Genomic DNA, 26,888 nt, shown 5'->3' on the forward strand with positions numbered 1-26,888 from the left:
TGGGTCATTCGAGGTTGGCGTGGCGGGGCCACAGGTCGTCGGCCGAGTGCCCACTGCGCTGCCAGAGGGCGTGGAACAGGGCGTCCCCGAGCAGCGCGACGCCCTGCTCGAAGAGACCGCCCGCGTACTGCGCCGAGGCGGTGCCGGAGCGGTCCGTCTTCGTGGCGGCGGGCAGGACGAGCGTGGTGTCGGCGACCTCGGACAGCGGGGACTCGTCCGTCGTGCTCACGGCGAGCACCCGTGCGCCGACGTCGGCCGCGGTGCGTGCTGCCTGCACGATGCCGCCGGTGGTGCCCGAACCGCTCGCGACGAGGAGCAGGTCGCCCTGCCGGATCGCCGGGGTCGTGACCTCGCCGACGACGTGCACGTCGAGGCCGAGGTGCATGAGGCGCATCGCGGTCATCCGCAGCGCGAGTCCGGAGCGCCCGGCGCCGTGGACGAACACCCGGTCGGCGTCGGCGAGCAGGTCGAGTGCGCGCTCGGCGGGGGCCTGGTCGGCTGCGCGGACCGTCGAGATCAGGTCCTGGAGCTCGCCGCCGATCAGGTCGAGGGCGTCTCCGACGGTGGTGTTGGCCATGACGACGATCGTGCTCGCCCTCGCCTGGGTGCGCCGCTGCCCGGCCAGGCGGTCCCCCCACCCGATCGGACGGGACCGTCCGTCCGGGTGGGACGGGTAGGTTCGTGCCCCGTGGGAACCGACGAACACGCACCGGGCAGCCGGATCGCAGCGTCCGAGCACGCCCGGACCGTCGCGGAACAGGCCGACCGGCACGCACTGACGCTCGAGTCGGTCCTCGCCGCGCTCCGCTCGACCCGCCTGTCCGACGCCGCCGCACGCGCCGAGGCCGTCGAGATCGCGTCCGCGGCGCTGGTCGAACTGCGGACGGTCACCGACCGCCAGCGGAGCACCCTGCTCGAACCGGTCGCCGGCGCGTTCTCGCGGCTGCGGGCCGACCTGCGCCCGCTCGTCCGCTTCGGCGACCTCGACGTGCAGTTCGTGGAGCCTCCGGTGACGGGCCGCGCACTCCCCGGTGACGTCGCCCACAGCGCCCGTGCCATCGTCCGGACCGCCGTGCTCGCCCTGGTCGACGACGGGGATGCCCGACGCGTCCGGATCCAGTGGGACTGCGACGGACGGAACCTGCTCATGCAGCTGCGCGACGACGGCGGCGGCACCCTCGACACCCACGACGACGCCGTGCGCCCGATCGCCGAGCGGGTCGTCGCCCTCGACGGGACCATGCACGTGGAGTCCACGCCCGGGTGGGGCTCGACGCTCGACATCTCGCTCCCCCTCGACCCGGCACCCGGGGCGGTCGACGTGCCCGAGGACACCGGGCTCACCGAGCGGGAGCGCGACGTCCTGCGGCTGGTCGTGACCGGTGTCGGGAACCGGGAGATCGCCGAGGGGCTGGGGATCAGCCCGAACACGGTGAAGTACCACGTGGCGAACCTGCTCCGGAAGCACGGTGCCCGGACCCGGGCGGAGCTCGCCGCGCTCGGCGCCCGCCCCTGAGCACTGCCCGCTGGCGTCGGGCGTGCCGGACGCCGTCGAACCACGGATCCGACACCGAACCAGCACCCCGCCCTGGTTCGACGTCGGGATCGCGGTTCGACGCGGTCCCGCACAACGGGAAGCACTTCGCACCACGTCATTGCACGGCGCGATGTGCCCCCCGTTGTGCAGCGGGCAGCGGGCAGCGGGCAGCGCCGCCCCAGCCCCCGCGTCAGGCGTCCGGCACGAGCACCTGGAACATGACGTGGTCGCGCCACTCCCCCGCGATGCGGATGTACCGCGGCGCGAAGCCGTACCGCTCGAACCCGTTGTGCGCGAGCGCCCGCTGCGAGGCCGCGTTCTCCGGCAGGGTCTCCGCCTGCACCCGGTGCAGCCCGAGCTCCCGGAACGCGTGCCGCACGGCGAGACCGACCGCCCGCGTCGCGTGCCCCTGGCGCACCCGGTCCGCACGCACCCAGTAGCCGAGCGCGCAGGACTGCAGGGCACCGCGGGTCACGCCGCTCAGGGTGATCCGGCCGAGCAGCTCGTCGTCGTCGCCGACGATCACGAACGGCACGCTCCCGCCGTTCTGTGCGGCCGCGAGCAGCGATCCGATCGTCGCGCGCTGACCGGCCTCGGTGAAGTAGGACTCCGGTCGCGTGGGCTCCCACGGCCGCAGGTGGTCGGCGCTCGCGCTGACGACCACGGCGAGCTCGGCGGCGTCCGCGAGCTCGACCAGGCGGATGCGGGTCCCGGCGCTCATCGTGCGGAGGGTGTGGGATTCGAACCCACGAGACATCGCTGCCCACCTGTTTTCAAGACAGGCTCCATCGGCCACTCGGACAACCCTCCGTGACGCGACCACGTGGCGAGACGTGACCGCGTCCCGGGAAGTCTACCGGGCCTCCCGGCCGTCAGCGCGGGAGCGCGTCGAGGGCGGCCGCCAGGCCGTCGTCGGTGACCCCGCCGGTGAGCTCGTTGCCGGCCTCGACCACGTCGTCCGGTGCCTGCCCCATCACGACACCGCGGCCGGAGGTCGACGCCCAGCGCAGCATGTCGATGTCGTTGCGCCCGTCTCCGGCCGCGAGCACGCGGGACCGCGGGATGTCGAGCCACTCGCGGACGCGCTCCATCGCGGTGGCCTTCGTCACGCCCTCGGGAGCGATGTCGAGCCACGAGGTCCAACCGACCGAGTACGACACCTTCGACAGGCCCATGCGCTCGACGACCTGCAGGAAGTCCTCGGTGTCGTGGCCGGGCGAGATGACGACCACGCGGGTGGCCTCGGTGCCGAGCAGCTGCTCGAACTCCACGTGCTCGCCGGCGACGGTCATGGTGTCGTCGGGGAAGTTCCCGGAGAGCAGGAAGTGCCCGGTCTCGTCCTCGACGCCGAAGGCAGCGTTCGCCAGGGCACCGTGGATGACCTGCAGGACGTCGCTCGGGTCGAAGCGCTCGACGTGGACGCGCTCGTACGACCCGTCCTCGCGGCGGGCCAGCGTGAGCGCGCCGTTCGCGCAGACGACGTACTTCGAGCGGATGCCGAGCCGCTCCAGGAGCGGGATCGTCATCGACTCGCTGCGGCCGGTGGAGAGCATGACCTCGTGCCCGGCGGCCTCGGCCTCCTGCACCGCGGCGATCACGGTGTCGGTGATGACGCCGTCCTCGCGCATGGTCGTGCCGTCGACGTCGAGCGCGACGAGCCAGCGCTTGGTGCGCGTAGGCGCAGCAGCCGTGTCGGCCGCAGCAGCGCCGGACGCAGCAGTGCCGGTCGCAGCAGTGCCGGTCGCAGCAGTCCCGGTCGCAGCAGTCCCGGTCGCCGACGACCCGCCCTGCGCCGACCCGTCGACGAACCGCTCGTGCGCGCTCATCGGGGCTCGATCACCTCGACGCCGCCCAGGTACGGACGGAGCACCTCCGGCACCACCACCGACCCGTCGGCCTGCTGGTGGGTCTCGAGGATCGCGACGATCCAGCGGGTGGTGGCGAGCGTGCCGTTCAGGGTGGCGACCGGCGCCGTCTTGCCGGTCTCCGTCCGGTACCGGGTGTCGAGACGGCGGGCCTGGAACGTCGTGCAGTTCGAGGTCGACGTGAGCTCGCGGAAGGTGCCCTGCGTCGGGACCCACGCCTCGATGTCGTACTTCCGCGCGGCACTCGTGCCGAGGTCACCGCCCGCGACGTCGATCACGCGGTAGTGCAGGCCGAGGTCCTGCATCATCGACTCCTGCATCGCGACGAGGCGCTGGTGCTCCGCCTCGGCCTGCTCGGGGAGCACGTACGCGAACATCTCGAGCTTGTTGAACTGGTGCACGCGGAGGATGCCGCGGTTGTCCTTGCCCGCCGAACCGGCCTCGCGCCGGTAGCAGGTCGACCAGCCGGCGTAGCGGATGCCCTCGCCCGACTCCGGGAACGACAGGATCTCGTCGGCGTGGAACCCGGCGAGGGCGACCTCGCTCGTGCCGGTGAGGTACAGGTCGTCGGCCTCGAGCCGGTAGACCTCGGCCGCGTGCTCGCCGAGGAACCCGGTGCCCGCCATCGTCTCCGGACGCACGAGCGTCGGGGTGATGAGCGGCTCGAACCCGTGCTCGATCGCACGGTCGAGGCCGAGGTTCATGAGCGCGACCTCGAGCCGCGCGCCGAGACCCCGCAGGAAGTAGAAGCGCGACCCGGAGACCTTCACGCCGCGCGGGATGTCGATGATGCCGAGGTGCTCGCCGAGGTCCGCGTGGTCCTTCGGCTCGAAGTCGAACTCGGGCTTCGTGCCGACCGTGCGGAGCGTGACGAAGTCGTCCTCGCCGCCCTTCGGCACGTCGGGCAGCACCACGTTCGGGATCGAGCGGACGACACGGTCGAACGCCTCCTCCGCCGAGGTGACCTCGGCCTGGGCGTCCTTCACCTTCGCGGCGAGGGCCTGCGCCTGCTGCACGAGGGCGGCCTTCTCGTCCTTCGGGGCCTTCGCGACGGTCTTGCCGAAGGCGTTCTGCTCTGCACGGAGGGCCTCGAACGCGGTGATCGCGCCGCGCCGAGCGGTGTCCGCGGCGACCGCGTCGTCGACGACGGACACGGAGGCGCCGCGCGCCTCCTGCGAGGCCTTGATGACGTCCGGGTGGTCGCGCAGGAGCTGGAGATCGATCACCGGATCATCCTAGAGGGACCGTGTGACCACCGGACGGGAGGCCCGTGGCGGTCCCGCCACGGGCCTCCCGTCCGTCAGTCGGTGGCGTCCGTCGACGGCTGGTCGCGCAGGGCGGCGACCATCCCGCGGAGCAGACGGAAGGCCGCTGCGCGTCCCGCCTCGTCGAGGTCCCGGGTCATCCGCAGCTCGACCTCGCGCACGGCGGCGCTCGCCTGCTCGCGCTGCCGTCGGCCGGCGTCGGTGAGGGTCGTCGGCAGGACCCGGCCCGAGGTCGGGGTGGCCGGACGGCTGACGATGCCGTCACGTTCGAGCTGCTGCAGGAGCGTGTTCATCGACTGCCGGGTCACGAAGGTGCCCCGGGCCAGCTCGGAGTTGGACAGACCGGGACGCTGCGCGAGGAGTTCCAGGCACGAGTAGTGCGTGATCGTCATGCCGAGCGGACGGAGGGCGTCCTCCATCGCGAGCCGCAGGGCGCTCGCTGCCTCCTTCAGGACGTAGCCGACCGAGCTGTCGAGGTCGATCCGCTCTTGACGCATGTCAGGAGTCTGACACATACTGCTCATGTCAGGCATCTGACACCGAACGAAGGAGCACACCATGCCCGCCACCGGGATCGACTTCACCTCGCTGCAGGTCCGCGACCTCGACGCCTCGCAGACGTTCTACGAGCGGTACCTCGGACTCGTCCGCTCCCTCGCCGGCCCGCCGCACGCCGTCGTCTTCCAGACCGAGCCGATCGCGTTCGCGCTCCGCGACCTCGTGCCGGGGACCGACCTGACCGCCGGGCAGCCGGCGCTCGGCGTCGCGCTCTGGTTCCACGCGACCGACGTCCAGGCGGTCCACGACGCACTCGTGGCGGACGGCCACACGATCGTCACCGAGCCGTTCGACGGGCCCTTCGGCCGCACGTTCACGTTCGCCGACCCGGACGGTTACCCGGTGACGCTGCACGACCGGCGCTGAGGGGCGTCCCTTCGCAGGCGCACATCGGTAACGTCGGCGGCATGTCGACCCCATCGGAGACCGCGCCCGCGGACCAGGACGCCCTCCCGACCGAGCAACGGACGGCCGCCGTCGTCTACAACCCGGTCAAGGTGCACCTGGAGACCCTGAAGAGCACCGTCGCGAAGCACGAGCAGGAGGCCGGCTGGGCCGAGACGCTCTGGTTCGAGACCTCGGAGGAGGACCCGGGCGGCGGGATGGCCGAGGCCGCGCTCGAGGCCGGGGCCGACGTCGTCGCCGCGGCCGGTGGCGACGGCACCGTCCGCGCGGTCGCCGAGGTCGTGCACGGCTCCGGCGCCAAGCTCGCCCTGCTGCCGAGCGGCACGGGCAACCTGCTCGCGCGCAACATCCCCGCGCCGATCGACGACCTGGGCGCGAGCGTCCGGACGATCTTCCGCGGCGAGGACCGGGCGATCGACTTCGGTGAGCTCGAGATCGAGCGTGCGGGCGGGGACCGCGAGCAGCACGGCTTCCTCGTGATGGCCGGCCTCGGGCTCGACGCCCGCATGCTGGCGAACACCAAGCCGGAGCTCAAGAAGAAGGTCGGCTGGCTCGCCTACGTCGACTCGCTGGTCCGGTCCCTCCGCGACGCCGACGCGTTCGAGTTCAAGTACAAGCTCGACGGTGAGAGCAACCAGTCCGTCCGCGCGCACTCCCTGATCGTCGGCAACTGCGGCATGCTGCAGGCCGGTGCGACCCTGCTGCCCGACGCCGAGATCGACGACGGCGTGTTCGACATCGTCGTGATGCGGCCGCGCGGCTTCTTCGGCTGGGTCCGCATCGCCGCTCGCATGCTCTGGGAGAACGCGATCCTGCGCTCGTTCCGCCGCTCGAAGATGGGCCAGACCGCGGTCGGCAAGCGCATCACCACCGCCGCCCGCGAGGAACGCCCGCTGCGCTACATCCGCGGCCAGGAGTTCGTCGCACGCCTGGAGCGGCCGGACGAGTTCGAGATCGACGGCGACCCCGTGGGCGAGGTCGTCGCGTTCCGGGCGCGGATCGACGCCGGCGGTCTGACCGTGCGCGTCGCCGGTCCCGACGACCAGACGCGGGCGACGCGCCGGGTCGAGGCCGAGCACAGCTGAGCCGTCCCTTCCTCGCTACACGCAACGAAGGCGGTTCCTCGCAGCGTCATCCCGCTGCGAGGCACCGCCTTCCTTGCGTCCCGTGGCAGCTGCGGCCAGCGACCGGCCACCGTCAGGCCGGGTCGGGCTCGCCGGACACGATGGCGCGGAGCCAGTCGCGCGCCTCGACGAACGCCTCGTCCGAGTAGCGCGCGGAGACCTCGGGCCGGAAGCCGTCGGCCCGAGGGTACGAGCCGAGGAACGTCACGCGCGGGCTGAAGCGCCGGAGGCCCAGCAGCGCGTCGGCCACCCGCTCGTCCCGCACGTGCCCGTCGAGGTCGATGACGAACCGGTAGCGACCGAGCTCGTCACCGATCGGGCGCGACGACAGCAGTCCCATGTTGATGCCCCGGGTCGCGAACTGCTCGAGCATGTCGACCAGGGCGCCCGGGTGTTCGCTCGGCAGCTCGACGATGACGCTCGTCTTGTCCGCGCCCGTGCGCTCCGGGATCGCGAGCGTGCGGGACACGAGCACGAAGCGGGTCACGGCCGAGGCGTTGTCCCCGATCGACGACGCGAGCACCGCCAGGTCGTGGTGGTCGGTGATGCCCGGCGGTGCCACCGCGGCATCGGCGACGGGGTGCTCGTCGAGGAGCGCGGTCGCGGCCGCGACGTTCGACGATGCCGGGATGTGCCCGTGCCCGCGGAGGTTCCGCTCGAGCCACCGGTGCGTCTGCGCGTACGCCACGGGGTGGGCGTTCACGGTCCGGACGTCGGCGAGCGCGGTGCCGTGCCGGGCGACCAGCACGAAGTCGACCGGCACGAGGTACTCGCCCACGATCCGCACGCCGGGGATCCGGGCGAGGGCGTCCTGGGTCGCGCTGACCCCGCCGTCGACGCTGTTCTCGATCGCGATCACCGCACCGACCGAGCGGCCGCTCACGACGTCGTCGAGCGCCTCGCCGACGTTGTTGACGCTGCGCCACGGCTTGCCGGCCGCCGCCTCGACGAGCTTGAGCGCCGCCTCGGTGAAGGTGCCGGCGGGTCCGAGGTAGGAGTACGTGTCGGACGGCGTGGCACGGTCGGTCATGCGCCGAGCCTACTGGTGTACCAGCGCTCCACCCGGTGCGGTTCGGAAGCGCACGAGCATGGTGTCCGAGTCACCGTTCCGCCCGACGGTCCGGAAGCCGACGCGCTCGTAGAGGATGCGCGCGCCGGTGTTGCCGTCCTCGACGCTGAGGCTCGCGCCGGGCCACCCCGCCGTCCGCCCCGCGGCGAGCAGACGGGTCAGCAGCGCCGTGCCGATCCCGCGACCCCGCCCGCGCGGTTCGACGGCGAGCGTCAGCTCCGGGATGTCCTCGGACACGAAGCCGTAGCCCGGGTCGTCGGCGGGCAGGAAGCGCACCCAGGCGACCCCGACCGGTCCGTCGCCGTCCACCGCGACGACGCCGTGGTCGCGCGACGGGTCGAAGTCGGCGAAGTAGTGGGCGAAGTCCGGACGGTCGAGCTCGGCGTCGGTGAAGGTCGGCGCCTGCCAGTTCATCGCGGCGAGTGTCGCGTGCCGCAGCAGCGCGGTGTCGTCGGCGGTCACCTCGCGGAACAGCACCCCCGTCGGGCCCGCCGCGGCGCCGCCCGCCGACCCGGCACCGACGGACCCGGCCTCCGCACCCGTCAGCCGCGCCTCGCACAGCGCCGGGTCGTCCTCCTCCCGCGGGTAGGTGAGCGCGGCGAAGCGCCCCTCGGGGTCGAGTCGCTCGAGCAGCGCGCGGGTGATGCCGTCGAGCTGGCCGACCTGGCCGTCGTCGAGCGCGTCGATGACGAAGCGGCGTGCGGTCCGGACGTGGTCCGGTGCCGCGGCGACGATGGCGTCGTACCCGGCGTCCGTCAGTCGGACGTCGGTTGCGCGGCGGTCGTCGACGGACGGGCAGCGCGTGACGAGCCCGCGCTTCTCGAGGCGCGACACCACGTGCGACAGCCGCGGCAGCGACGCGTTCGTGGCGGCGGCGAGCGCCGACATCCGCAGGGTCCGGCCGTCCGTCTCGGACAGCATGGCGACCACCATGTAGTCGAAGTGCGTCAGGTCGGCGTCGCGCTGCAGCTGCTGGTCGAGCGCCGCGGGCAGGAGCTCCATGACGGCGACGAGCTTCATCCACGCCCGCAGCTGGTCGCGGGTGAGCCACGGCGTCTCGTCGGTCATGCGCTCATGCTACCCATTGGTTGTCGCTGCAACCAGTGGTCGTGGGGACCGCCGGGCGCGGACCACACCGATGACGAGGGCGACGACCACCGCGGCGAGCAGCACCCCCTCGACCACGAGCAGTCGCGTCGTGTAGTCGAACGGCAGCACGGTGGGGTTCTTCTGCCCGTGGTGCTTGGCGGCGATCTCGGGCAGGACGACGAGCGCGAGCACGCTCCCGAGCACCACGGTGGCCTGCACGACGACCAGGACACCCACGCCGAGCCGCCGCCCCGTCCGGCGCAGCAGGAGCCCGACGGCGACGACGAACGGCGAGAGCACCGCGTCGTGCAGCACGACCGCGGCGAGCAGCCACGTCGCCAGCCCCCCGATGCGGTTCGGACGGACGGTCGTGACGAGCACGTACGCACCGAACGCCATGACGAGCACGCCCAGCACGACGAGCACGATCCTCGTGGCCCTCATCGGATCACCTCGATCTTCCCGATCCACTTGGTCTGCAGCACGCCGGGCCGACCGGGTGCGATCACCCGGGCGGGGAACCCGTGGTCCAGGTCGAGCGTCTGCCCGTTCACCTCGAGGGCCAGGAGCGTCGTCGGGTCGGCGACGTACTCCGCGCCCATCTCGGTCACGCGGTAGCCACCGCTCTGCTCGAGGCTCGTGATCCGCACCGGTGTCTCCGGCTCCGCCTGCACCGAGGCGAGCAGGTCGCGCATCCGGACGCCCCGCCACGAGGCCGTCTGGCTCCATCCCTCGACGCACGAGATCGGCAGGTCGGCGGTCGCGGTCCCGAGGGCGACGAGCTCGGCGCGGGAGAACGTCCGCGTGACGTCCTTCCCGACGACCGTGAGCGTCCAGTCGGCGGCCGTGGCGGTCGCGAGGACCCCGGCGGCGCGCGCGGTCCGGTTCACCGGGAGGGTCTGGGGACCGATGTGCCGCTGGCGCGCCCCGAAGACGTTGAGCGGTTCGAGCAGCCGGTTCGACTGCCCCGCGGTCAGGGCGACGACCCCGACGGTCGCGGCGGTGACGGCCGCCACGAAGCCGCGTCGGGCGATCCGCTGGCGCAATCCGCTGGTCGCGGGCTCCGCCTGCTCCGGCCGGGAGGCACGCCCCGCCCCCGCCCCGCTGGTACCGTCCGCGAGCCTCGGCTCCGCGGACGGATTCGCGGTCTCGGGACCGCGAAACTGTCCGTCAGCCCGAGTCTCGGGAGCGCCCGCCGGCGCAGCCGGCGCAGCCGGGCCGTCCACCCACCGGAGCAGGCGGCCGGTCAGGCCGCGGGGGTACGAGCCGGCCGTCTGCGCGGCCGCGGCGCGCTCGCCCACCGCGGGGCGGGCCTCCCGGCCGTCCGGCAGCAGCTCGCTGCCCACCGTCGGGTCCGCGACGAACCGCCCCTCGGCGTCGTAGGCGTCCCGCGCCCGCCAGTAGCGCGTGATCACGGGCAGCTTCGACGCGATGTGCACGACGAGCGACCCGATGATGACGTAGGCCATCGCGTTGTGGGTCTGCCGGAACGGGAACGGGAACGGGTACCACTGGTACGTGTTGAGCAGCCCGGTGCCGACCTGCACGATCGACGCCGACACGAGCACGGAGATCGACAGCCGCTCGAGCAGGTGGAGCACCCCGCGCACGGGCGGGACCTGCGCCAGCGCGGGCATGACGACGTTCAGCTTCGCGAGCAGCAGCGGGATGATCGCGATGCCCGCGGTGATGTGCAGGCCCTGTGTGAACTGGTACAGCTGCGCCGGACGCGTCGGGAAGCGCATCCCGGGCAGCGGGTCCTGCAGGAGGTGGCTGTAGACGCCGGTGCCGAAGCAGACGACGAACGCGATGCCGAGCAGCCGACCCCAGACGACGGCCGACCGGGCGTTCCGGTTCGGGGACGCCATGGTCGCCCGTGCGTCCAGCAGGACCCGTCGCACGATCGGTAGCCTCGGGGAACCATGAGCAGACGACCGCGCGCCGCCTCCGTCCCGACGACCGCGGTCGTGTCGACCGTCCTGTCCGTCGTCGGCGTGGTGGCGCTGGCGGGCGTCATCGCCTTCGGCATCACGCATCTGGGGTTCCTCCGTGCCGGTCATCGTGCACCATTCGTTGCCTGGACGCTGATCGCTTGGGCGGTCTTCGCCGGGGCGGTCGTCGCGCTGCGCTTCGTGCCCCGTGGGTGGACGACCCGGATCGTCCTGGGCGGTGCGGTCGTGGTCGGGATCGCGGCGCTCGTCGGTCCGCCGAACACCAGCACCGACTCTGCCCGGTACGCCTGGGACGGGATCGTACAGCACGCCGGTACATCACCGTACGCATACACACCGCAGTCGAACGCGCTCGCCGACCTGCGCCCGGACTGGCTCTTCCCGGACAAGATCGACGGCACGTGCAAGCCCCTCGAACCGCGGATGCGCGGCCTCGGCGACGGCGCCGACGGGCACTGCGTGGCGATCAACCGGCCCGACGTCGTCACCATCTACCCGCCGATGGCGCAGCTGTGGTTCGCCGGGGTGCGGGCGTTCGTGCCCGCGACCGCCCAGTACATGCCGTTCCAGGTCGCCGGGCTCCTCGTGTCGCTCGGCGTCACCGTCGGCCTGGTGATGGTGCTCCGCCGCATCGGCCGTCCCACCTGGTGGGCCGCGCTCTGGGCGTGGTCTCCCCTGGTCGCCTCCGAGGCGGTCACGAACTCGCACGTCGACGTCGTCGGTGCCGCACTCGCCACCGCGGGTGTCGTGCTCGTCGCCTTCGGCCGGCCGGCGTGGGGCGGGATCGCCCTCGGTGCGGCGACCGCGACGAAGCTCATCCCCGCGATCGTGTACCCGCCGCTCCTGAACCGGTGGAGGCACTGGTGGGCGGTCCCGGTCGGCATCGGTGTCTTCGCCCTGCTCTACGTCCCCTACGTGATCACCACCGGCCCGAAGGTGCTCGGGTACCTGCCCGGGTACCTGTCCGAGGAGGGCTACGAGGACGGCTCCCGGTTCGCCCTCGTGTCGTCCGTCGTCCCGGGCGACGCGGCGACCGTCGTCGTCGGGCTGATCGTGCTCCTCGCCGCCGTGGTGTCCTGGCGCCTGGCCGACCCGGCCCGTCCCTGGTCCGCCGAGGTGTTGATGATCGGCGTGACGTTCCTCGCCGTCACCCCGCGCTACCCCTGGTACGCGCTGCTCCTCATCCCGTTCGTCGTGCTCTCGGGCCGCTGGGAGTGGATGGCCCTGAACCTCGCGATCGCCCTGCGCGGGGTGTGGCCGTCGGCGCCCGCCTTCCGCTGGTGGCTCCTGGCCGCGGTGCTCGTCATCCTCGTGGTCACGCTCGTCCGCACCCGCCGTGACGACTGGCTCCGGTGGGGACGGCGACTCGACCCCCGCGGGTGGCGGTCCGCGGACCCCCGCAGCCGCGACCGCGTCGACGCGGGGTAGCATCACCGGGATGACGGCGCGGATCCTGCCCTCGACCGGCCTGCTGCGCCGGGTGCGCAGCGAGTCGCCGGCCCTGCCTCCCCGACCCGGGGACGACCCCGGGCTGGTCGACCGGTTCGCCCGTCGCGCCGTCGACCTGCGGGTGTCGCTCACCGAGCGCTGCAACCTCCGCTGCACCTACTGCATGCCGGCCGAGGGCCTCCCGGTGATCCCCTCGGACGCGCTCATGACCGCGGCCGAGATCGAGCGGCTGGTCGGCCTCGCCGCGGACACGCTCGGCGTCCGGAAGGTCCGCTTCACCGGCGGCGAGCCCCTCCTGCGCGCCGACCTGGTCGACATCGTCCGCCGCTGCTCCGCGCACGACGTCGAGCTGTCGATCACCACGAACGCGATCGGCCTGGCGAACCGGGCGCAGGCCCTGGCGGACGCCGGTCTCCGCCGCGTGAACGTCTCGCTCGACACCGTCGACCCGGACGTCTTCGCCGAGGTCACCCGGCGCCCGTTCCTCGACCGCGTGCTCGAGGGCATCGCCGCGGCGGCGGACGCGGGCCTCGGGGTGAAGGTGAACGCCGTCCTGCTCCGCGGGATCAACGACCACCTGGCGGTCGACCTGCTCGCCTGGTGCCTCGAGCGCGGCCACGAGCTCCGCTTCATCGAGCAGATGCCGCTCGACCCCGGCCACGCCTGGGACGGCGCCACCATGGTCACGGCCGAGGAGACGCGCGCCGTGCTCGGCGAGCGCTTCCGGCTCGAGCCGGACGAGGCACCGCGGGACGGCGCCCCGGCCGAGCGCTACCGCGTCAGCACCCTCGACGGCACGCTGCTCGGCACCGTCGGCATCATCGCGAGCATCACCGAGTCGTTCTGCGCCGACTGCACCCGCACGCGCCTGACGGCGGAGGGGCACGTGCGCTCCTGCCTGTTCTCGGACGACGAGGTCGACCTGCTCGGACCCCTGCGCGCCGGCGCGGACGACGACGTCCTGCTCGAGACCTGGCGGCGGGCGATGTGGGCGAAGCCCCGCGACCACGGCGACGACGCGGACGGCATCGTGCACCCCGCCCGCGGCATGAGCGCGATCGGAGGATGACGGTGACGACGATGCGGTTCTTCGCGGCGGCCCGTGCGGCCGTCGGACAGGACGAGGTCACGGTCGACGCGGCGACCCTCGACGACGCCCTGCGGCGCGTGGCGGCCACGGACACCGACCGGTGGACGGCCCTGCAGGAGCGGTGCTCCTACCTGGTGGACGGCGTGACCACCCGTGACCGCTCGACGCCGCTGGCGGGCGTCGCGACCGTCGACGTCATGCCGCCCTTCGCCGGGGGCTAGGTCGTCGCACCGGCGGGCTCGTAGACGCTGACCTCGTCCGCGTCGACCGCGATGCGCACCGGCAGGCCGGGCGCGAGTCCCACGCCGGCAGCGGTCGCGACGGTCACGTCCACCACGAGGTCGCCGGCGCGCACCCGGACGAGGCCGTCCCGCGGCTCGACCGCGGTCACGACGCGCGCCAGCCCGGCACCGTCACGGCTGATCACGGCGGCCGTCGGGTGGAGTGCGGCGACGGCTGCCCGGCCGGGAGGCACGGTGTGCGCCGCGGACGGCAGCTCGCCCCCGCCGTCGGGCGCGATCCCGGTCGCGGTGGCGGTCCCCGGGACGAGCACCAGACCCGAGAAGGACGCCGAGAACGGCGTGCGCGGTCGTCGGAGGACGGTGTCGGTGGGGCCCTCCTCGACGACGACGCCGTCCTGCAGCACGACGATGCGGTCGGCGAGCGCGACGGCCTCGAGGGGGTCGTGCGTGACCAGGAGCGTCGGTCGGCCGGACCGCGCGGTGCGGAGAGCGTCGCGGACCTCGGCGCGGGCGTCGACGTCGAGCGCCGTGGTCGGTTCGTCGAGGAGCAGGAGCGCCGGGTCGGTGGCGAGCGCCCGGGCGACGGCGACGCGCTGGGCCTGACCGCCGGACAGCGTGTCCGGCGACCGGTCGGCCAGACCGGACGCGCCGACGGCGGCGAGGGCCGCGGCGGACCGGAGTCGCGCCTCCCGGCCGCTCGCACCCGTCGCCCGCGGACCGAAGGCGACGTTGCCGGCGACCGACCGGTGCGCGAACAGGTCGGGGCGCTGCGCGACCAGGCCGACCCGGCGGCGGTGCGTGGGCACGGTGGTGAGGTCGCGGCCGGCGAGCACGACGCTGCCGTCGCGGGTGCCGAGGAGCCCCGCGAGGGCCTCCACCACCGTCGACTTGCCGGCCCCGTTCGGGCCGACCAGGGCGACGCACTCTGCCGGGCCGATCGTCAGGCGGACGTCGACGCCCCGCGACGGCACGACGACGTGGGCGACGAGGCCCGTGCCCTCGCTCACGCGATCACCGGCCGGTTCCGCAGCGTGGTCGTGCCGATGACGACCAGGGCGACCACGACCAGCACGAGGGCGAGCGCGACCGCCGTGTCCGGGTCGACCTCGCGCTGCAGGTACACCTCGAGCGGGAGCGTGCGCGTGACGCCCTCCAGGCTGCCGGCGAAGGTGAGCGTGGCACCGAACTCGCCGAGTGCCCGTGCGCCGCAGAGCACCAGGCCCGACGTGATCCCGGGGAGCACGCGCGGTGTCGTCACGGTGAGGAAGGTCCGCGTCGGACCGGCGCCGAGCGTCGCGGCGACCCGTTCGGCACGTCCCCCGCCGGTGCGGAGCGACCCCTCGATCGACGACACCAGGAAGGGCATCGAGACGAACACCTGCGCCATCACGACCGCCGTGGTCGTGAACGCGATGCGCAGGCCGTGCTCGTCGAGGAACGCCCCGAGCACGCCGAGCCGTCCGAAGGCCGCCAGGAGCGCGAGTCCCCCGACGACCGGCGGGAGCACGAGCGGCAGCAGGACGAGGGCACGGAGCACGCCCACCCAGCGGGAGGTCGACCGGGCGAAGAGCACGGCGAGCGGGTAGCCGAGGACGAACGACACCCCCGTCGCGGCGGCGGCGGTGCCGAGGCTCAGCCCGAGCGCGGTGGTCGAGGCGGGCGCGGTCACGAGCGCGACGAAGGACGACCAGTCGACGCGGCCGACCATGGCGAGCACGGGCACGACGACGAACAGGCCGCCGACCACGGCCGGCACGGGCAGCCACCACGGCACCGGGGTGCGCGGGGTCGGGGTGCGCCGGGTCGAGGTGCCCCGGGTCGGGGTGCGCCGTGGCGTGAGCGGGGCGGGCATCGTCAGGGGGCGCCGAACCCCGCGTCGGCGAGGACCTTCCGTCCGGCGTCGGAGCGGACGTAGGCGGCGAAGGACGCCGCGAGCTCCGGGTTCGTCGACTCCTTCAGGACGCCGATCGGGTACGTGTTCACGGCCTTCGCGGACTCGGCGAATGGGACGCCGTCGACCCCGCCGCCGGCCCCCTCGACGTCGGTGACGTACACCAGGCCGGCGTCCGCCTCGCCCGACTCGACCTTGCCGAGCACGTCGGTCACGGACTGCTCCTCGCTCACCGGGCGGAGTTCGACACCGGCGGCCTGCTCGACCTCCGCCGTGGCCGCACCGCACGGCACGGGGGCCGCGCACGTCACGACCTGCACGCCGCTCGCGGTCAGGTCCCGCAGCCCGCGGATGTGTTCCGGGTTGCCCGGTGCGACCGCGATCTCGAGCGTGTTCGTGGCGAAGTCCCGCGGCCACCCGCTGGCGAGGTCCGTCGTCGAGAGCTTCGCCATGTTCGCCTCGTCCGCGGACGCGAACACGTCGGCGGGTGCGCCGTTCGTGATCTGGGAGACGAGGTCGCTCGAGCCCGCGAACGAGAACCGGACCGTCGTGCCCGCGTGGTCCTGCTCGTACTGCTTCCCGAGCTCCGTGAAGGTGCGCTGGAGCGACGCCGCCGCGAACACGGTGATCGTGCCGGTCGGCGCGGCACCGGACGCGCTGCTGTTCGGCGACGCGCTGCTGCTCGGCGAACCGTTGCCGGTCGCGGCCGTTCCTCCGGAGGGCGATCCGGCCGAGCAGGCGGCGAGCGTCAGACCCACGGTCACGACGAGGGCGAGGGTTGCGGAACGCAGCAGCGGCTTCACGTGCTCATCGTAGCCGCACCTGCGGTCACTGCTCCGTCGGGAGCCCCTCACGCCGCCAGGCGCTGATCCCCCCGTCGAGCACGACGACCGGGGCGGCCCCGCTCGGGCGTGCGGCAGCGGCGGTCCGGGCCCATGCGGTGGCGCGGACACCCGACGCGCAGACGACGACGAGCTCGGCGCTGCCGTCCCCCGCGTCGAGCGCGTCCGGGGTGCGGGACCCCGGCACGACACCGGTTGCGCGTTCCTCGTCGGTGCGGACGTCGACGAGGACCACGCGGTCGCCGTCCTCCCGCATCCGCCGCGCGAGCTCCGCCGGGGCGATCCGGGGCGGTTCGGCGAGGGTCGGCAGCGCGGGACGCACCGATCCCGGTCCGCGCCGCAGCGGACTCTCGGTCCACCGCCACCGGCGCGCGTCCACCGTGAGCACCCGGCCGAGCAGCGGCTCGCCCAGGCCGGCGACGAGCGCGGTCACCTGGGCCGCCATCACCGATCCGACCGCCCCGCAGAGCGCGGGCAGCACACCGTCCGCGGCGCAGGAGCCCTCGTCGGGCAGCGCCTCGGGGTGCAGGTCGTGGAAGTCCACCGGCTCCGCGGCCACGTCGTGGAAGACCGAGACCTGCCCGTCGTAGCCGAGCGCCGTCCCCCACACGAACGGCACCCCCGCGGCGGCGCAGGCGTCCGACACGGCGCGGGTGACCTCGACGCTGTCCGCCGCGTCGACCACGACGTCGTGCCCGGCGACGTGCTCGGGCCGGAAGCGTTCGGCCAGCGCGACGACCTCGACGACCGGGTCGACGCCGCGGACCCGCTCGGCGGCGCAGACGGCCTTCTGCCGACCGACGTCGGCGGCCGAGAAGAGGGTCTGCCGCGCGAGGTTGGAGGTGTCGACGACGTCGTGGTCGACGATCGTGACGCGACCGAGTCCCGCGCCGGCCAGGTAGGTCAGCACGGGCGCCCCGAGTCCGCCGGCGCCGACGACGAGCACCCGTGCCGCGGCGAGGGCGTCGAGGGCGCGCTGCCCGGCACCGTCGAGCGCGGCCGTGCGGGAGGTCGTGCGGCGACGGGCGTCGAGCGACGCCTGGTCGGGAGCGTCGGCGGTCACTTCGCGCGCTCGGGCGAATCGGGGACCTCGACCGTCACCATGGTGGCCTTGACCGACGCCACCGCGACCGAGCCGACCTCGAGCCCGAGGTCCCGGACCGCCTCGGCCGTCATGAGCGACACCACCCGGTTCGGACCGGCCTGCAGCTCGACCTGGGCGACGACCCCCTCGACGACCAGGTCGGTGACGATGCCGACGAAGCGGTTCCGCGCCGAGCTGCGGACGCCGGAGGGGTCGTCGAGCCCGCTGTCGCGCCCGCGGACGTACGCTGCCAGGTCCCGTCCCTCGACCACGGTCCGGCCGGCGGGGTCCTCGGCGCGAGGCAGGGTGCCGGCCTCCACCAGTCGCCGGACGGTGTCGTCGCTGACGCCGAGGTACCGAGCGGCGTCGCGGATGCGGAGTGTCGTCATGGTGTCCGTGACCCTACGGCATCGCGAACTCTCACGGAGGACCCGCTCGGCACGGGGCACCCGCCCAGCCCCGGGCGGTACCGTCGCGGGCGTGACTGCACCCCAGACCGGGACGATCCGTGTCCCCGCCTCGGCCGGCGCGACGCCGGTCCGCACCCGCCTCCGGTCCGCGTCCGCCGCGGCCCGGATCGCCGCCGTGCGGACGCCGGAGCTCACGATCGGCGCGCTCGGCGTGGTCACGGGTGCCCTCTTCGCCTGGGTCCCCTCGCTCTGGTACGACGAGGCCGCCACGGTCACGAGCGCGCAGCGGAGCTGGCCTCAGCTGTGGGCCGAGCTCCACACCGTCGACGCGGTGCACGGTCTGTACTACGCGCTGATCCACGCCTGGTTCTGGCTCGTGGGGTACACGCCCTTCACCCTCCGCTTCCCGAGCGCCCTGGCGATCGGCGTCGCGGCCGGACTGGTCGTCGCCCTCGGTCGGCGCCTCGGCGGTCGTCGGCTCGGGATCACCGCCGGGCTCGTGTTCCTGGCGTTGCCCCGCGTGCAGTGGGCCGGGTCCGAGGGCCGTCCCTACGCCACGATCACCACGCTGGCCGTCTGCCTGACCCTCGTCGGGATCACGGCCGTCCGGCGGACCCGGACGGGCTCCGGCCGACGCTGGTGGGTCGCCTACGGGCTGATCGCCGCGCTCTCCGTCACCTTCAACGTGTACCTCTCGCTGGCGGTCGTCGCGCACGCGGTGACCCTCGGCTGGACGCTCCTGGCGCAGCGGGCCCGGGGCGAGGGGCGGGCGCCTGTCCTCCCGCGCGCCGTGCTCGTCCGCTGGGTGGTCGCCGCCGGCGCCGCAGCCGTGGTGGTCTCCCCGCTCGTGCTCGTCGTCGTCTCCCAGTCGAAGCAGGTCGGGTGGATCACCGGCATCAGCGAGCGGACCTTCCCCCAGGTGTTCGCCACGTCGTGGTTCGGCGGCATCGACTCCTACGCCGCCGTCGCGTGGGCACTGCTCGTCACCGGGTCCGTCGTGGGCCTGGCGGCCGCCCACCGTCGCTCGCCCTCGGTGCGCGCGGTCCTGCGCGCCCAGGCCGTCCGCGTCGCCCTGCCCCTCGCCCTGCTGCCGACCGCCGCGCTCGTCGGTGCCACCGCGCTCGGCGAGCACCTGTACTCGCCGAAGTACGCGTCGCTCAGCCTGCCGTTCGTCGCGCTCCTCATCGCCCTCGCGATCACGCTCGTGCGGCCGCGGGCGGTCTTGGCGGCGGCACTGGCCGTGTTCCTCGTCATCAGCGTGCCGAGCGCGATCGACGTGAAGACCCCCCGCTCGAAGCAGGACTCGACGTGGGCGAACGCCGCGTCGATCATCGAGGCCGAGCGGAGCGCGACCCCGGGTGCGAACGGCGGTGTCGTCTTCGGCAGCGTCTACGGGCACCCCGGCACGACCGCCGAGATCATCCGGGTGTCCTACCCCTGGGCGTTCACCGGGCTGACCGACCTCGGGGTCCGGAAGGACGGTGCCGAGTCCGGCGTGCTGTGGAACCAGAACGGCGACCTCGCGACCACGATCCCCGCCCGCCTCGGCGACATCGACACGGTGTGGTTCGTCGGCGGGACGCCCAAGGCGCGCAACATCCAGCCCGAGACCGCCTCCGTCCTCGCCGAGAACGGGTTCCACGCGGAGCAGCACTGGAAGACCGGCCGCGTCGTCATCACGGAGTACGTCCGCGGCTGACCGCGCCACGGCCGGACCGTTGACGGCCCGGCCGGTCAGTGCACGACGCGCGCGCCGTGCACCGGGCCGGTCGCCCGGAGTGCCACGAGCCCGGCCGCGCTGAGCTCGACCTGGAGCTCCAGGGCGGCGTCGCGGTCGGCGACCAGGAACGCCACCGTCGGACCGCTGCCGGAGACGAGCCCGGCGAGGGCCCCGGCCTTCTCACCGACCTCGAGCGTGGTCGCCAGGGCTGGCTGCAGCCGCATCGCCGGTGCCTGCAGGTCGTTGTGCAGGCAGTCCGCGAGCAGGTCGGGGTCACCGGCGCGCAGGGCCTGCAGCACGTTCGCCTCGACCACCGGGGTCGTCGGCGCGGGCCGGATGTCCGCACGGTACCGCTCCCGGTGCTCGTCGAGAGCTCGGTAGACCGCCGGGGTCGAGAGCCCGGAGTCGCTCAGGGCGAGGACCCAGTGGAACTCCCCCTTCGCCAGGGCCGGGCTGAGCTCGTCGCCCCGCCCGGTGCCGACCGCGGTCCCGCCGGCGAAGGCGAACGGCACGTCGGCGCCGAGACGGGCGGCCAGCCGCAGGAGTTCGTCGCGGCCGAGCGCCGTGCCCCAGAGCGTGTCGCAGGCGAGCAGGGTCGCGGCGGCGTCGGCGGATCCCCCGCCCATGCCGCCGGCGACGGGCACCTGCTTGTCGATCGTGAGCCGGACGCCACCCCGGTGCCCAGCGGCCTCGGCCACCAGCCGGGCGGCCCGGATCGCGAGGTTCGAGCCGTCCGTCGGCACCGCGCTCGTGTCGATCGGCCCGGTGAAGCGCACCGAGAAGTCGTCGGCCGGCTCGGCGGTGACGTCCTCGTACAGGGACACCGCCTGGTAGGCGGTGGCGACGTCGTGGTAGCCGTCGTCCTGCAGCGCGCCGACCGACAGGTACACGTTGATCTTGCCGGGAGCGCGCACCCGCACGCGGGTCGGTGCGGCCAGCGAGGTCATGCTCCAAACCTATCCTCCCCACGGCCGGGTCCTCCCCGCGACGGGTCCGCGCCGGGTCAGGCGCCCGACCGTGCGGCGGCCGCGAACCCCCGGGCGAGGTCGGCGAGGATGTCGTCGACGTGCTCGAGGCCGATCGACAGGCGGATGAGCCCCTCGCCGACGCCGGCCGCGGCACGCTCCTCCGGGGTCATCTGCACGTGCGTCGTCGACGCGGGGTGCACGACGAGGGACCGCACGTCGCCGAGGTTCGACACGTGGTCGAACAGCTCGAGCGCCGCGACGAAGCGCCGACCGGCCTCGACGCCGCCGGCCAGGTCGAACGCGAGCACCGCCGACGGGCCCTTCGGCACGTACCGCTGCTGCAGGTGGTGCCACGGCGAGGACGGCAGCCCCGCGTAGTGCACGTGCTGGACCTGCTCGTGGGCGTCGAGCCACGTCGCCACCGTCGCGGCGTTCGACACGTGCCGGTCCATGCGGAGCGACAGGGTCTGGATGCCCTGCAGCACCAGGAAGGCGTTGAACGGCGCGATCGCGGGACCGAGGTCGGCGGAGAGCTTCGAGCGGGTGCGCTGGATGAACGCGCGCCGACCGAACTTCGCGGCGAAGTCGGTGCCGGCGAACCCGGAGTGCTCGACGCTCGTCAGCTGCGGGTACTTCTCCGGGTGCGCGGCCCAGTCGAAGTTGCCGCTGTCGACGATGACGCCCGCGATGGCGCTGCCGTGCCCGGCGAGGTACTTCGTCGCCGAGTGCACGACGATGTCCGCGCCGTGCTCGAACGGCCGGACGAGGTACGGCGTCGCGATGGTGTTGTCGACGATGAGCGGGACGCCGGCCTCGTGCGCCACACCGGCGACCCCCGCGAAGTCGAGCACGTCGCCGCGCGGGTTCGGGATCGACTCCCCGAAGAAGGCCCGCGTCTCCGGACGCACCGCGGCGCGCCACGCGTCGAGGTCGGTCGGGTCCTGCACGAACGTGAACGTGATGCCGAGGTCGCGCAGCGTCGACGCGAAGAGCGTGTAGGTCGCGCCGTACAACGACGCCGACGCCACGACGTGGTCACCGGCACGGGCGACACCGAGGACGGCGAGCGACGTCGCCGCCTGCCCGGACGCGAGCGCGAGCGCCCCGACGCCCCCCTCGAGGTCCGCGATGCGCCGCTCGAGCGCGGCCGCCGACGGGTTGTTCACGCGCGTGTACGTGTGCCCCGGGGCGTCGAGCATGAACCGCGCCGCGGCGTCCTCGCCGGACGGGTAGACGTAGGCCGCGCTCTGCGCGATCGGCGGCACGTTCGCGCCGAAGCCCGGATCGGCCTTGTAGCCCGCGCGGATCTGCCGGGTCTCGAACGCCCAGTCGTCCTCGGCGGCCATCAGGCGACCGGCTCGGCAGACTCGGACGCGCCGACGGAGGCCCCGGCGGACGGCCGGACCAGCGGGATGACCTGCTCGCCGAAACGCTCCATCTCCTCGGCCTGCGGCGAGAACTGCAGCAGGAGCGTGTCGACCCCGGCGTCCTCGAACTCCCGGATGCGGTCGGCGACCTGCTGCGGCGTGCCGACGAACCCGGGGCGCAGACCGCGGTTCGACACCGAGTAGTCCTCGAGCGACGGCACGTGCTCGAGCTGCGACTTCGAGATGAAGTCCTGGTACGACTCGTACGCCTTGCCGTGCCGGACGTCGGTGATGCGGGCCAGCTCGGCCTGCGCCTCCTCCTCCGTCTCACGGACGATCACGTACGCGGCCATGCCGAAGGCCTCGAAGGGGGCGGCGCCGGCGTCCTCACGACGGCGCTTCATCTCGTCGATCTTCGTGCGGAGCTCGTCGACCGTGCCGCCGTGCGTCAGGTACGCGTCGGCGAAGCGGGTGATCGAGCTCTTGCCCGCCTCGCTCTCGCCGCCAGCGTAGATGCGCGGCGTGACGCGCGGCTTCGGCTCGAGGTGCGTGTTCTGCACGTCGTAGTACTCGCCCGTGAACGAGAACGGCGTCTCGGACCACAGGCCCTTGAGGATCGCGACGAACTCCTCGGTCCGCGCGTAGCGGTCGTCGTGCTCGGAGAAGATGCCGCCGTACTGACGGGCCTCCTCCGCCCACCACGCGCTCACCACGTTGAAGGTGAACCGACCACAGGAGATCTCGTCGATCGTCGCGGCCTGCTTCGCCGTCACCGCCGGCAGGTGGTAGCCCGGACGCATCGCGGCCATGATCTCGAGCCGCTCGGTCGTCGCGGCCAGCGCGGCCGCGAGCGCCCACGCCTCGAGGCTCGGCGCGGCCGTCCCCTTGATGTCGTTGAGGTTGAGCTCCGGCACGAGCGTCAGGTCGAAGCCGATCCGCTCGGCACGCTGCGCCAGCCGCTTCACGTAGTCGAAGGTGACGGGCATGTCCTCGTCCTCGACGTTGCGCAGCCAGCCGCCGAAGAGCGGGGTCCAGTATCCGAATCGCACGAGTGGTTCCTCAGGTGTGTCGTGACGGCCGGGAGGCGCGGGGCGGGCCCGCCCCGCGCCTCCCGGCCGGTGGGTGGTGTCGTCTCAGACCGTGGTCGCCGACGCGGCGTAGGCCTGCTCGAGGAGCGCGCCCGTGAAGCGCGCGATCGCGCGCGGGCCGGAGACCGGCGCAGCCGCCTCGACGGCGGGGTTGTAGTTCGTGTTCGTGTTCACGTCGTAGACGACCGTGCGGCCGTCGGTGGTCTCCATGAACTCGACGCCGGCGACCTGGATGCGCTGGTCGGCGAGGAACGTGCGGAGCTGCTGCACGAGCGGGTGCTCGGCGGTGACCTCGTCGCGGACGCTGAAGGCGGCCGGTGCGCCGGGCGCTGCGGTGCTGGTCGCATCGGTACCGGGCACGTCGCAGACGGCGCCCGCGATGACCTGCGGGACCTCGCACGCGTCGGCGGGGCAGAGCTCGAAGCTGCCGGCGCTCGTGTCGACGCGGACCGCGTAGACGAACTCGCCGCCGACGAACTCGGCGCGGGTGATGAACGGCTCGCGGGCGGTCAGCAGCTCCTGGAGCAGCGTGATCCCGTCGACCGGGGCCTCGAACTCGGGGCTGTCGACGTAGGCGTCGAACTCGGCGAGGGTGTCGAAGCGGCGGACACCGAGGCCCTTGCCGCCCTGGTTGTGCTTCGTGATGAACGGGACGTCCTGCCCTCCCGTGAAGGTCCGCGCGGCGCCCTTGAGGGCGGCCGACCCGAAGACCGCGGTCGTGCGGGGCACGTCGAAGCCGGCGTCGCGGAGGAGCCCGTGCTGAGCGACCTTCGACACCTCGAGCTCGAGCACGTGGCTGCCGTTGACGACCGTCGCACCGGAGCGCTCGAGCCAGCCGAGCAGCGCGCGGGCGTACTCCTTGCTGTGCTCGTTGCCGCGGGTGTGCGAGCTCGCGGACATGCGCGACCAGTAGACGCCCGGGGCCGGCTCGGAGGCCAGGTCGATGCTGCCGAGGGCGCCGCCGTCGGTCAGCAGGAGTTCCTCGACCGGCACGCCCTCCGCCTCGAAGGCAGCGGCGAACGGCGGGAACCAATCGGGGTTCTCGTGGATGACGTACACGCGCGGAGTTGTCACCCGGCCACCCTAGGCACGGTGACCCTGGGGGTGCCAGGTGTGTGACGTGGGGTTGCGCGGAGCGGTGTGCGAGGGTGGAACGCATGTCTAACCCCGTGCACGAGGAGACCCTCCGGCCCGGCCGCACGATGACCGTCGTCGGGTGGGCCGTGATCGCGACCGCCGTCGGCATCGCGGCGGTCGTGCTCGCGGTGCCGGCGGGGTGGCAGGACCAGCCGCCGACGGCGTCGGACGTCGGCGTCCTGGTGGTCACGCTCGCCGTCACGGTCGCGCTCGGCATCGGCTCGCTGCTGATGCGGATGACGGTCCGTGTCGACGAGGTCCTCGAGGTCCGGGTCCGCCCGTGGTGGTACGGGCGGCGCATCGCCCCGGAACGGATCACCTCGGCCGAGGTCGTGCACGTGACGGGCGGCAACTCCGGCGGACTGGGCATCCGGCTCGTCCCCGGCGGCACCGCGGTGTTGCTCGACGGTGGTCCCGGGGTGCAGGTCACGATCCGCGGGGCACGATCGCTCCGGTTCCGGTGCAACGACCCGGACGCCGTCGTGGAGGCGCTGCGGGCGCGGGGCGCTGCTGTCGACTGACGCTCGGGCCGGGTGCGGGTCAGCGCGCCCGTGACTCGGCGCCGAAGTGCTGCGTGCCGAGGACGCCGAGCAGCTCGAGCTTCTGCGCGTCCTCGCTGCCGGGAGGCGCGGTGAAGAGCAGGAGGGCCTGCGCCTGGTCGTCGGTGTGGAGCACCTGGCAGTCGACGGTGATGCGGCCGAGCTCGGGCTGCACGATGGTCTTGTTGTCGGACCACCGCGTGGACACCTCGTGGCGCTCCCACAGCTCCCGGAACGCGGGGCTCCGCTGCTGCAGCGCATCGACGAGCGCGGTCGCCCGACGGTCCCCCGGCCCGGTGAGACCGACCGCGGCCCGGAGCGAGGCGACGACCACCCGTCCGAGCCGCTCGTGCTGCTCGGGCGCGTACTTCGCCTGCTCCGTCCCCGCCACGAACCACCGCCACGCCTGGTAGCGCTCGTTCCCCGGCAGGTCGACCGACGTGCCGAGCAGGGCTCGGGCGAGCCGGTTCTCGACGAGGGTCTCACCGAGGTGGCTCACGACGATGGCCGGGGTGTCCTCGAGCCGGTCGAGCACCCGCAGGATCGCCGGGTCGACGTGGTCGGCGCGGTGCATCCGGACCGGCGCGGTGTGCCCGGCGAGGTGGAAGAGGTGGTCCCGCTCGTCGAGGCTGCAGCGGAGCGCCCGCGCGATCGCGGCGACCATCTGCTCGGACGGCTGCGGCCCGCGCTGCTGCTCGAGCCGCGTGTAGTAGTCGACGCTCATGCCGGCGAGCGCGGCGACCTCCTCACGGCGCAGACCCGGCGTCCGGCGACGTGCGCCGTTGCCGAGCCCGACGTCCTCCGGGCGCAGGAGTTCGCGACGGCGGCGGAGGAAGTCGGCGAGGGCGGGGCGGTCCACCCGACCATCGTGCCCGTCCGGACCGGTCGGAGCCAGGGATCGGCGGTCCCCCGATGACCGCGTCCTGGCGACACCGGTGTCCGGGGAGCATCGTCGACGGCATGGACACCACGAACAGCACCGTCTTCATCTCCGGCGCGACCTCGGGCCTCGGGCTCGCCCTCGCGCAGCGCCTGCAGGCAGCGGGCAGCACCGTCGTCATCGGCGGGCGCCGCCAGGACCGCCTCGACGCGCTCGCTGCCGAGCACGGCTTCGGTACCGTCGCGATCGACGTCGCCGACGCCGACTCGATCGCAGCCGCCGCTACCGACGTGATCGCCCGGTACCCGGAGCTCGACACCGTGGTCACGATGTCCGGGATCATGCGCAACGAGGACCTCCGCGATCCGGGCCACGTCTCGGACGCGCTCGAGACCGTGCAGACGAACCTGGTGGGCACGATCCTGCTCATCGACGCCTTCCTCCCCCACATGCTGAGCCGACCGGCGGCGACGCTCATCACCGTCTCGTCCGGGCTGGCGTTCGTCCCGCTCACCGCCACCCCCACCTACAGCGCGACGAAGGCCGGCGTGCACTCGTACACGCAGGCGCTCCGCCAGCAGCTCGTGGGCAGCTCCGTCGAGGTGCTGGAGCTCGCGCCGCCGGCGGTGCAGACCGACCTGATGGGCGGTGCGGACTTCGGCGGGATGCCGCTCGACGCCTTCACCGACGAGGTCGTGGGGTTGCTCGAGGCCGGTGCCGCGCCGGAGATCCTCGTGGAGAACGTGCAGCCGCTGCGGTGGGCCGAGCGGGACGGGACGCACCAGCAGATCCTCGAGGCGATGGCGGGCCGGGGGCACTGAGCCACACCTGACCCGCGCGTCCTCGCGGGACGAGGGTCGCCCGGCCTCCCGCAGTCACCTACTCGACCTCGTCTCCCGCAGCACGCCGTCGGCGGTTCCCGGCCTCCACCGTCCGGTTCAGCGCCCAGAGCCCGAGGACGATCGCCGTGACGACCAGGGCCTCCGCGACGGTCCGGTCGAGCAGCCCCCTGAGCACCCAGTACGCACCCGCGCCCAGGATGCCGGCGGTCGCGACGACGCCCGTGACGGCGACCCGCGGACGACGGTCCGCGTCTCCGCCCGACAGCGCGTGGAACCACAGGCCCCACGCCGCGACGGCAGCGCCGAGGACGAGTGCCGCCCACGCGGCGTCGTCTCGGACGTCGTGGACGAGGGCCACGACGGCGAGGACGACGATCGCGGCGCCGACGGCGGCCGCCGCGATCGTGACGACGAGAGCGGTCCGGGAACGAGGTGCGCGCACGGTGGCGAGCCTACGGGTCGTAGCGACCGGCCG

29 protein-coding genes and 1 tRNA gene are annotated in these 26,888 nt (G+C 73.5%); 9 read left to right on the top strand and 21 right to left on the bottom strand.

The window, feature by feature from the left end:
• Positions 1–4 precede the first annotated feature (4 nt).
• A complete protein-coding gene (gene hxlB / locus H7A69_RS10565; protein WP_182046979.1) occupies positions 5–577 on the bottom strand; it encodes a 6-phospho-3-hexuloisomerase in 573 nt (190 codons plus the stop codon).
• Positions 578–688: 111 nt separating this feature from the next.
• On the opposite strand from hxlB, the gene H7A69_RS10570 reads away from it, so the two are divergent.
• On the top strand, positions 689–1,516 hold the full coding sequence (locus tag H7A69_RS10570; protein WP_182046980.1) for a helix-turn-helix transcriptional regulator: 828 nt from the start codon (positions 689–691) through the stop codon (positions 1,514–1,516).
• 211 nt (positions 1,517–1,727) lie between these two features.
• On the opposite strand, the gene H7A69_RS10575 is transcribed toward H7A69_RS10570, so the two are convergent.
• From H7A69_RS10575 to H7A69_RS10595, 5 genes are all read right to left on the bottom strand, one after another.
• Positions 1,728–2,258 carry a GNAT family N-acetyltransferase gene (locus H7A69_RS10575; RefSeq protein WP_182046981.1) on the bottom strand — a complete coding sequence of 177 codons (531 nt, stop codon included), beginning with the start codon at positions 2,256–2,258 and terminating at the stop codon, positions 1,728–1,730.
• 4 nt (positions 2,259–2,262) lie between these two features.
• Positions 2,263–2,347, bottom strand: a tRNA-Ser gene (locus tag H7A69_RS10580).
• 62 nt (positions 2,348–2,409) lie between these two features.
• Positions 2,410–3,363 carry an HAD family hydrolase gene (locus H7A69_RS10585; protein WP_182046982.1) on the bottom strand — a complete coding sequence of 318 codons (954 nt, stop codon included), beginning with the start codon at positions 3,361–3,363 and terminating at the stop codon, positions 2,410–2,412.
• Positions 3,360–4,628, bottom strand: coding sequence for a serine--tRNA ligase (gene serS / locus H7A69_RS10590; protein WP_182046983.1), 1,269 nt, complete (start codon positions 4,626–4,628; stop codon positions 3,360–3,362). Before serS ends, H7A69_RS10585 begins: the two co-directional genes overlap by 4 nt.
• A 74-nt stretch (positions 4,629–4,702) precedes the next feature.
• The gene (locus tag H7A69_RS10595) at positions 4,703–5,164 is read right to left on the bottom strand and encodes a MarR family winged helix-turn-helix transcriptional regulator (protein ID WP_182046984.1); all 462 of its coding nucleotides are present in this window, start codon (positions 5,162–5,164) and stop codon (positions 4,703–4,705) included.
• 61 nt (positions 5,165–5,225) lie between these two features.
• On the opposite strand from H7A69_RS10595, the gene H7A69_RS10600 reads away from it, so the two are divergent.
• Positions 5,226–5,591 (top strand): VOC family protein, encoded by a 366-nt coding sequence (locus tag H7A69_RS10600; protein WP_182046985.1) that lies wholly within the window; start codon positions 5,226–5,228, stop codon positions 5,589–5,591.
• A gap of 41 nt (positions 5,592–5,632) precedes the next feature.
• The gene (locus H7A69_RS10605; RefSeq protein ID WP_182046986.1) at positions 5,633–6,715 is read left to right on the top strand and encodes a diacylglycerol/lipid kinase family protein; all 1,083 of its coding nucleotides are present in this window, start codon (positions 5,633–5,635) and stop codon (positions 6,713–6,715) included.
• 112 nt (positions 6,716–6,827) lie between these two features.
• Here the strand turns inward: H7A69_RS10605 and pheA are convergent, their stop codons facing one another.
• The 4 genes from pheA to H7A69_RS10625 are packed head-to-tail and all read right to left on the bottom strand — an operon-like array spanning position 6,828 to position 10,813.
• Positions 6,828–7,784 (bottom strand): prephenate dehydratase, encoded by a 957-nt coding sequence (gene pheA, locus H7A69_RS10610; RefSeq protein ID WP_069713436.1) that lies wholly within the window; start codon positions 7,782–7,784, stop codon positions 6,828–6,830.
• A gap of 9 nt (positions 7,785–7,793) precedes the next feature.
• Positions 7,794–8,891 (bottom strand): bifunctional helix-turn-helix transcriptional regulator/GNAT family N-acetyltransferase, encoded by a 1,098-nt coding sequence (locus H7A69_RS17635; protein WP_310648885.1) that lies wholly within the window; start codon positions 8,889–8,891, stop codon positions 7,794–7,796.
• Between the two features lie 9 nt (positions 8,892–8,900).
• A complete protein-coding gene (locus H7A69_RS10620) occupies positions 8,901–9,356 on the bottom strand; it encodes a hypothetical protein (protein ID WP_182046987.1) in 456 nt (151 codons plus the stop codon).
• The gene (locus H7A69_RS10625) at positions 9,353–10,813 is read right to left on the bottom strand and encodes a molybdopterin-dependent oxidoreductase (protein WP_259346177.1); all 1,461 of its coding nucleotides are present in this window, start codon (positions 10,811–10,813) and stop codon (positions 9,353–9,355) included. The genes H7A69_RS10620 and H7A69_RS10625 overlap by 4 nt, the downstream gene beginning before the upstream one ends.
• Before the next feature lie 21 nt (positions 10,814–10,834).
• Here H7A69_RS10625 and H7A69_RS10630 point away from each other — a divergent pair, with 21 nt between their 5' ends.
• Genes H7A69_RS10630 through H7A69_RS10640 form a run of 3 tightly spaced genes read left to right on the top strand, consistent with a single transcriptional unit; the run spans position 10,835 to position 13,624 of the window.
• Entirely contained in the window at positions 10,835–12,292 is a 1,458-nt protein-coding gene (locus tag H7A69_RS10630) for a glycosyltransferase family 87 protein (RefSeq protein ID WP_182046988.1), read from the top strand.
• Positions 12,293–12,302: 10 nt separating this feature from the next.
• Complete coding sequence (moaA, locus tag H7A69_RS10635) at positions 12,303–13,382, top strand: GTP 3',8-cyclase MoaA (protein ID WP_182046989.1); 1,080 nt, start codon at positions 12,303–12,305, stop codon at positions 13,380–13,382.
• Positions 13,383–13,393: 11 nt separating this feature from the next.
• Entirely contained in the window at positions 13,394–13,624 is a 231-nt protein-coding gene (locus H7A69_RS10640; protein ID WP_220456226.1) for a MoaD/ThiS family protein, read from the top strand.
• On the opposite strand, the gene H7A69_RS10645 is transcribed toward H7A69_RS10640, so the two are convergent.
• Genes H7A69_RS10645 through H7A69_RS10665 form a run of 5 tightly spaced genes read right to left on the bottom strand, consistent with a single transcriptional unit; the run spans position 13,621 to position 17,851 of the window.
• The gene (locus tag H7A69_RS10645) at positions 13,621–14,652 is read right to left on the bottom strand and encodes an ABC transporter ATP-binding protein (RefSeq protein WP_182046991.1); all 1,032 of its coding nucleotides are present in this window, start codon (positions 14,650–14,652) and stop codon (positions 13,621–13,623) included. The genes H7A69_RS10640 and H7A69_RS10645 overlap by 4 nt on opposite strands.
• On the bottom strand, positions 14,649–15,497 hold the full coding sequence (locus H7A69_RS10650) for an ABC transporter permease (RefSeq protein WP_182046992.1): 849 nt from the start codon (positions 15,495–15,497) through the stop codon (positions 14,649–14,651). The genes H7A69_RS10645 and H7A69_RS10650 overlap by 4 nt, the downstream gene beginning before the upstream one ends.
• Before the next feature lie 2 nt (positions 15,498–15,499).
• A complete protein-coding gene (modA, locus tag H7A69_RS10655; protein WP_182046993.1) occupies positions 15,500–16,339 on the bottom strand; it encodes a molybdate ABC transporter substrate-binding protein in 840 nt (279 codons plus the stop codon).
• A gap of 25 nt (positions 16,340–16,364) precedes the next feature.
• Positions 16,365–17,441: a ThiF family adenylyltransferase gene (locus H7A69_RS10660; RefSeq protein WP_182046994.1), complete on the bottom strand. Its 1,077-nt coding sequence runs from the start codon at positions 17,439–17,441 to the stop codon at positions 16,365–16,367.
• The gene (locus H7A69_RS10665) at positions 17,438–17,851 is read right to left on the bottom strand and encodes a molybdopterin-binding protein (RefSeq protein ID WP_182046995.1); all 414 of its coding nucleotides are present in this window, start codon (positions 17,849–17,851) and stop codon (positions 17,438–17,440) included. Before H7A69_RS10665 ends, H7A69_RS10660 begins: the two co-directional genes overlap by 4 nt.
• Positions 17,852–17,942: 91 nt before the next feature.
• On the opposite strand from H7A69_RS10665, the gene H7A69_RS10670 reads away from it, so the two are divergent.
• A complete protein-coding gene (locus H7A69_RS10670; protein WP_182046996.1) occupies positions 17,943–19,571 on the top strand; it encodes a glycosyltransferase family 39 protein in 1,629 nt (542 codons plus the stop codon).
• A gap of 35 nt (positions 19,572–19,606) precedes the next feature.
• On the opposite strand, the gene H7A69_RS10675 is transcribed toward H7A69_RS10670, so the two are convergent.
• The 4 genes from H7A69_RS10675 to H7A69_RS10690 form a co-directional block, all read right to left on the bottom strand.
• On the bottom strand, positions 19,607–20,539 hold the full coding sequence (locus H7A69_RS10675; protein WP_182046997.1) for a 4-(cytidine 5'-diphospho)-2-C-methyl-D-erythritol kinase: 933 nt from the start codon (positions 20,537–20,539) through the stop codon (positions 19,607–19,609).
• A 56-nt stretch (positions 20,540–20,595) separates the two neighbouring features.
• On the bottom strand, positions 20,596–21,906 hold the full coding sequence (locus H7A69_RS10680) for an O-acetylhomoserine aminocarboxypropyltransferase/cysteine synthase family protein (RefSeq protein WP_182046998.1): 1,311 nt from the start codon (positions 21,904–21,906) through the stop codon (positions 20,596–20,598).
• The gene (locus tag H7A69_RS10685) at positions 21,906–22,976 is read right to left on the bottom strand and encodes an LLM class flavin-dependent oxidoreductase (RefSeq protein ID WP_069713445.1); all 1,071 of its coding nucleotides are present in this window, start codon (positions 22,974–22,976) and stop codon (positions 21,906–21,908) included. Before H7A69_RS10685 ends, H7A69_RS10680 begins: the two co-directional genes overlap by 1 nt.
• A gap of 84 nt (positions 22,977–23,060) precedes the next feature.
• Positions 23,061–24,089, bottom strand: coding sequence for a RimK family alpha-L-glutamate ligase (locus H7A69_RS10690; protein WP_182046999.1), 1,029 nt, complete (start codon positions 24,087–24,089; stop codon positions 23,061–23,063).
• An 83-nt stretch (positions 24,090–24,172) separates the two neighbouring features.
• Here H7A69_RS10690 and H7A69_RS10695 point away from each other — a divergent pair, with 83 nt between their 5' ends.
• On the top strand, positions 24,173–24,673 hold the full coding sequence (locus H7A69_RS10695) for a hypothetical protein (RefSeq protein ID WP_182047000.1): 501 nt from the start codon (positions 24,173–24,175) through the stop codon (positions 24,671–24,673).
• A gap of 19 nt (positions 24,674–24,692) precedes the next feature.
• Here the strand turns inward: H7A69_RS10695 and H7A69_RS10700 are convergent, their stop codons facing one another.
• Positions 24,693–25,550, bottom strand: a complete 858-nt coding sequence (locus H7A69_RS10700; protein WP_182047001.1) for a helix-turn-helix transcriptional regulator — start codon at positions 25,548–25,550, stop codon at positions 24,693–24,695.
• A gap of 101 nt (positions 25,551–25,651) precedes the next feature.
• Here H7A69_RS10700 and H7A69_RS10705 point away from each other — a divergent pair, with 101 nt between their 5' ends.
• Positions 25,652–26,392 (top strand): SDR family oxidoreductase, encoded by a 741-nt coding sequence (locus H7A69_RS10705; protein WP_182047002.1) that lies wholly within the window; start codon positions 25,652–25,654, stop codon positions 26,390–26,392.
• Between the two features lie 58 nt (positions 26,393–26,450).
• On the opposite strand, the gene H7A69_RS10710 is transcribed toward H7A69_RS10705, so the two are convergent.
• On the bottom strand, positions 26,451–26,855 hold the full coding sequence (locus tag H7A69_RS10710) for a hypothetical protein (protein WP_182047003.1): 405 nt from the start codon (positions 26,853–26,855) through the stop codon (positions 26,451–26,453).
• Between the last annotated feature and the right edge of the window lie 33 nt (positions 26,856–26,888).

This window comes from Curtobacterium sp. ME26, assembly GCF_903970945.1.
Classification (GTDB): Bacteria; Actinomycetota; Actinomycetes; order Actinomycetales; family Microbacteriaceae; genus Curtobacterium; species Curtobacterium citri.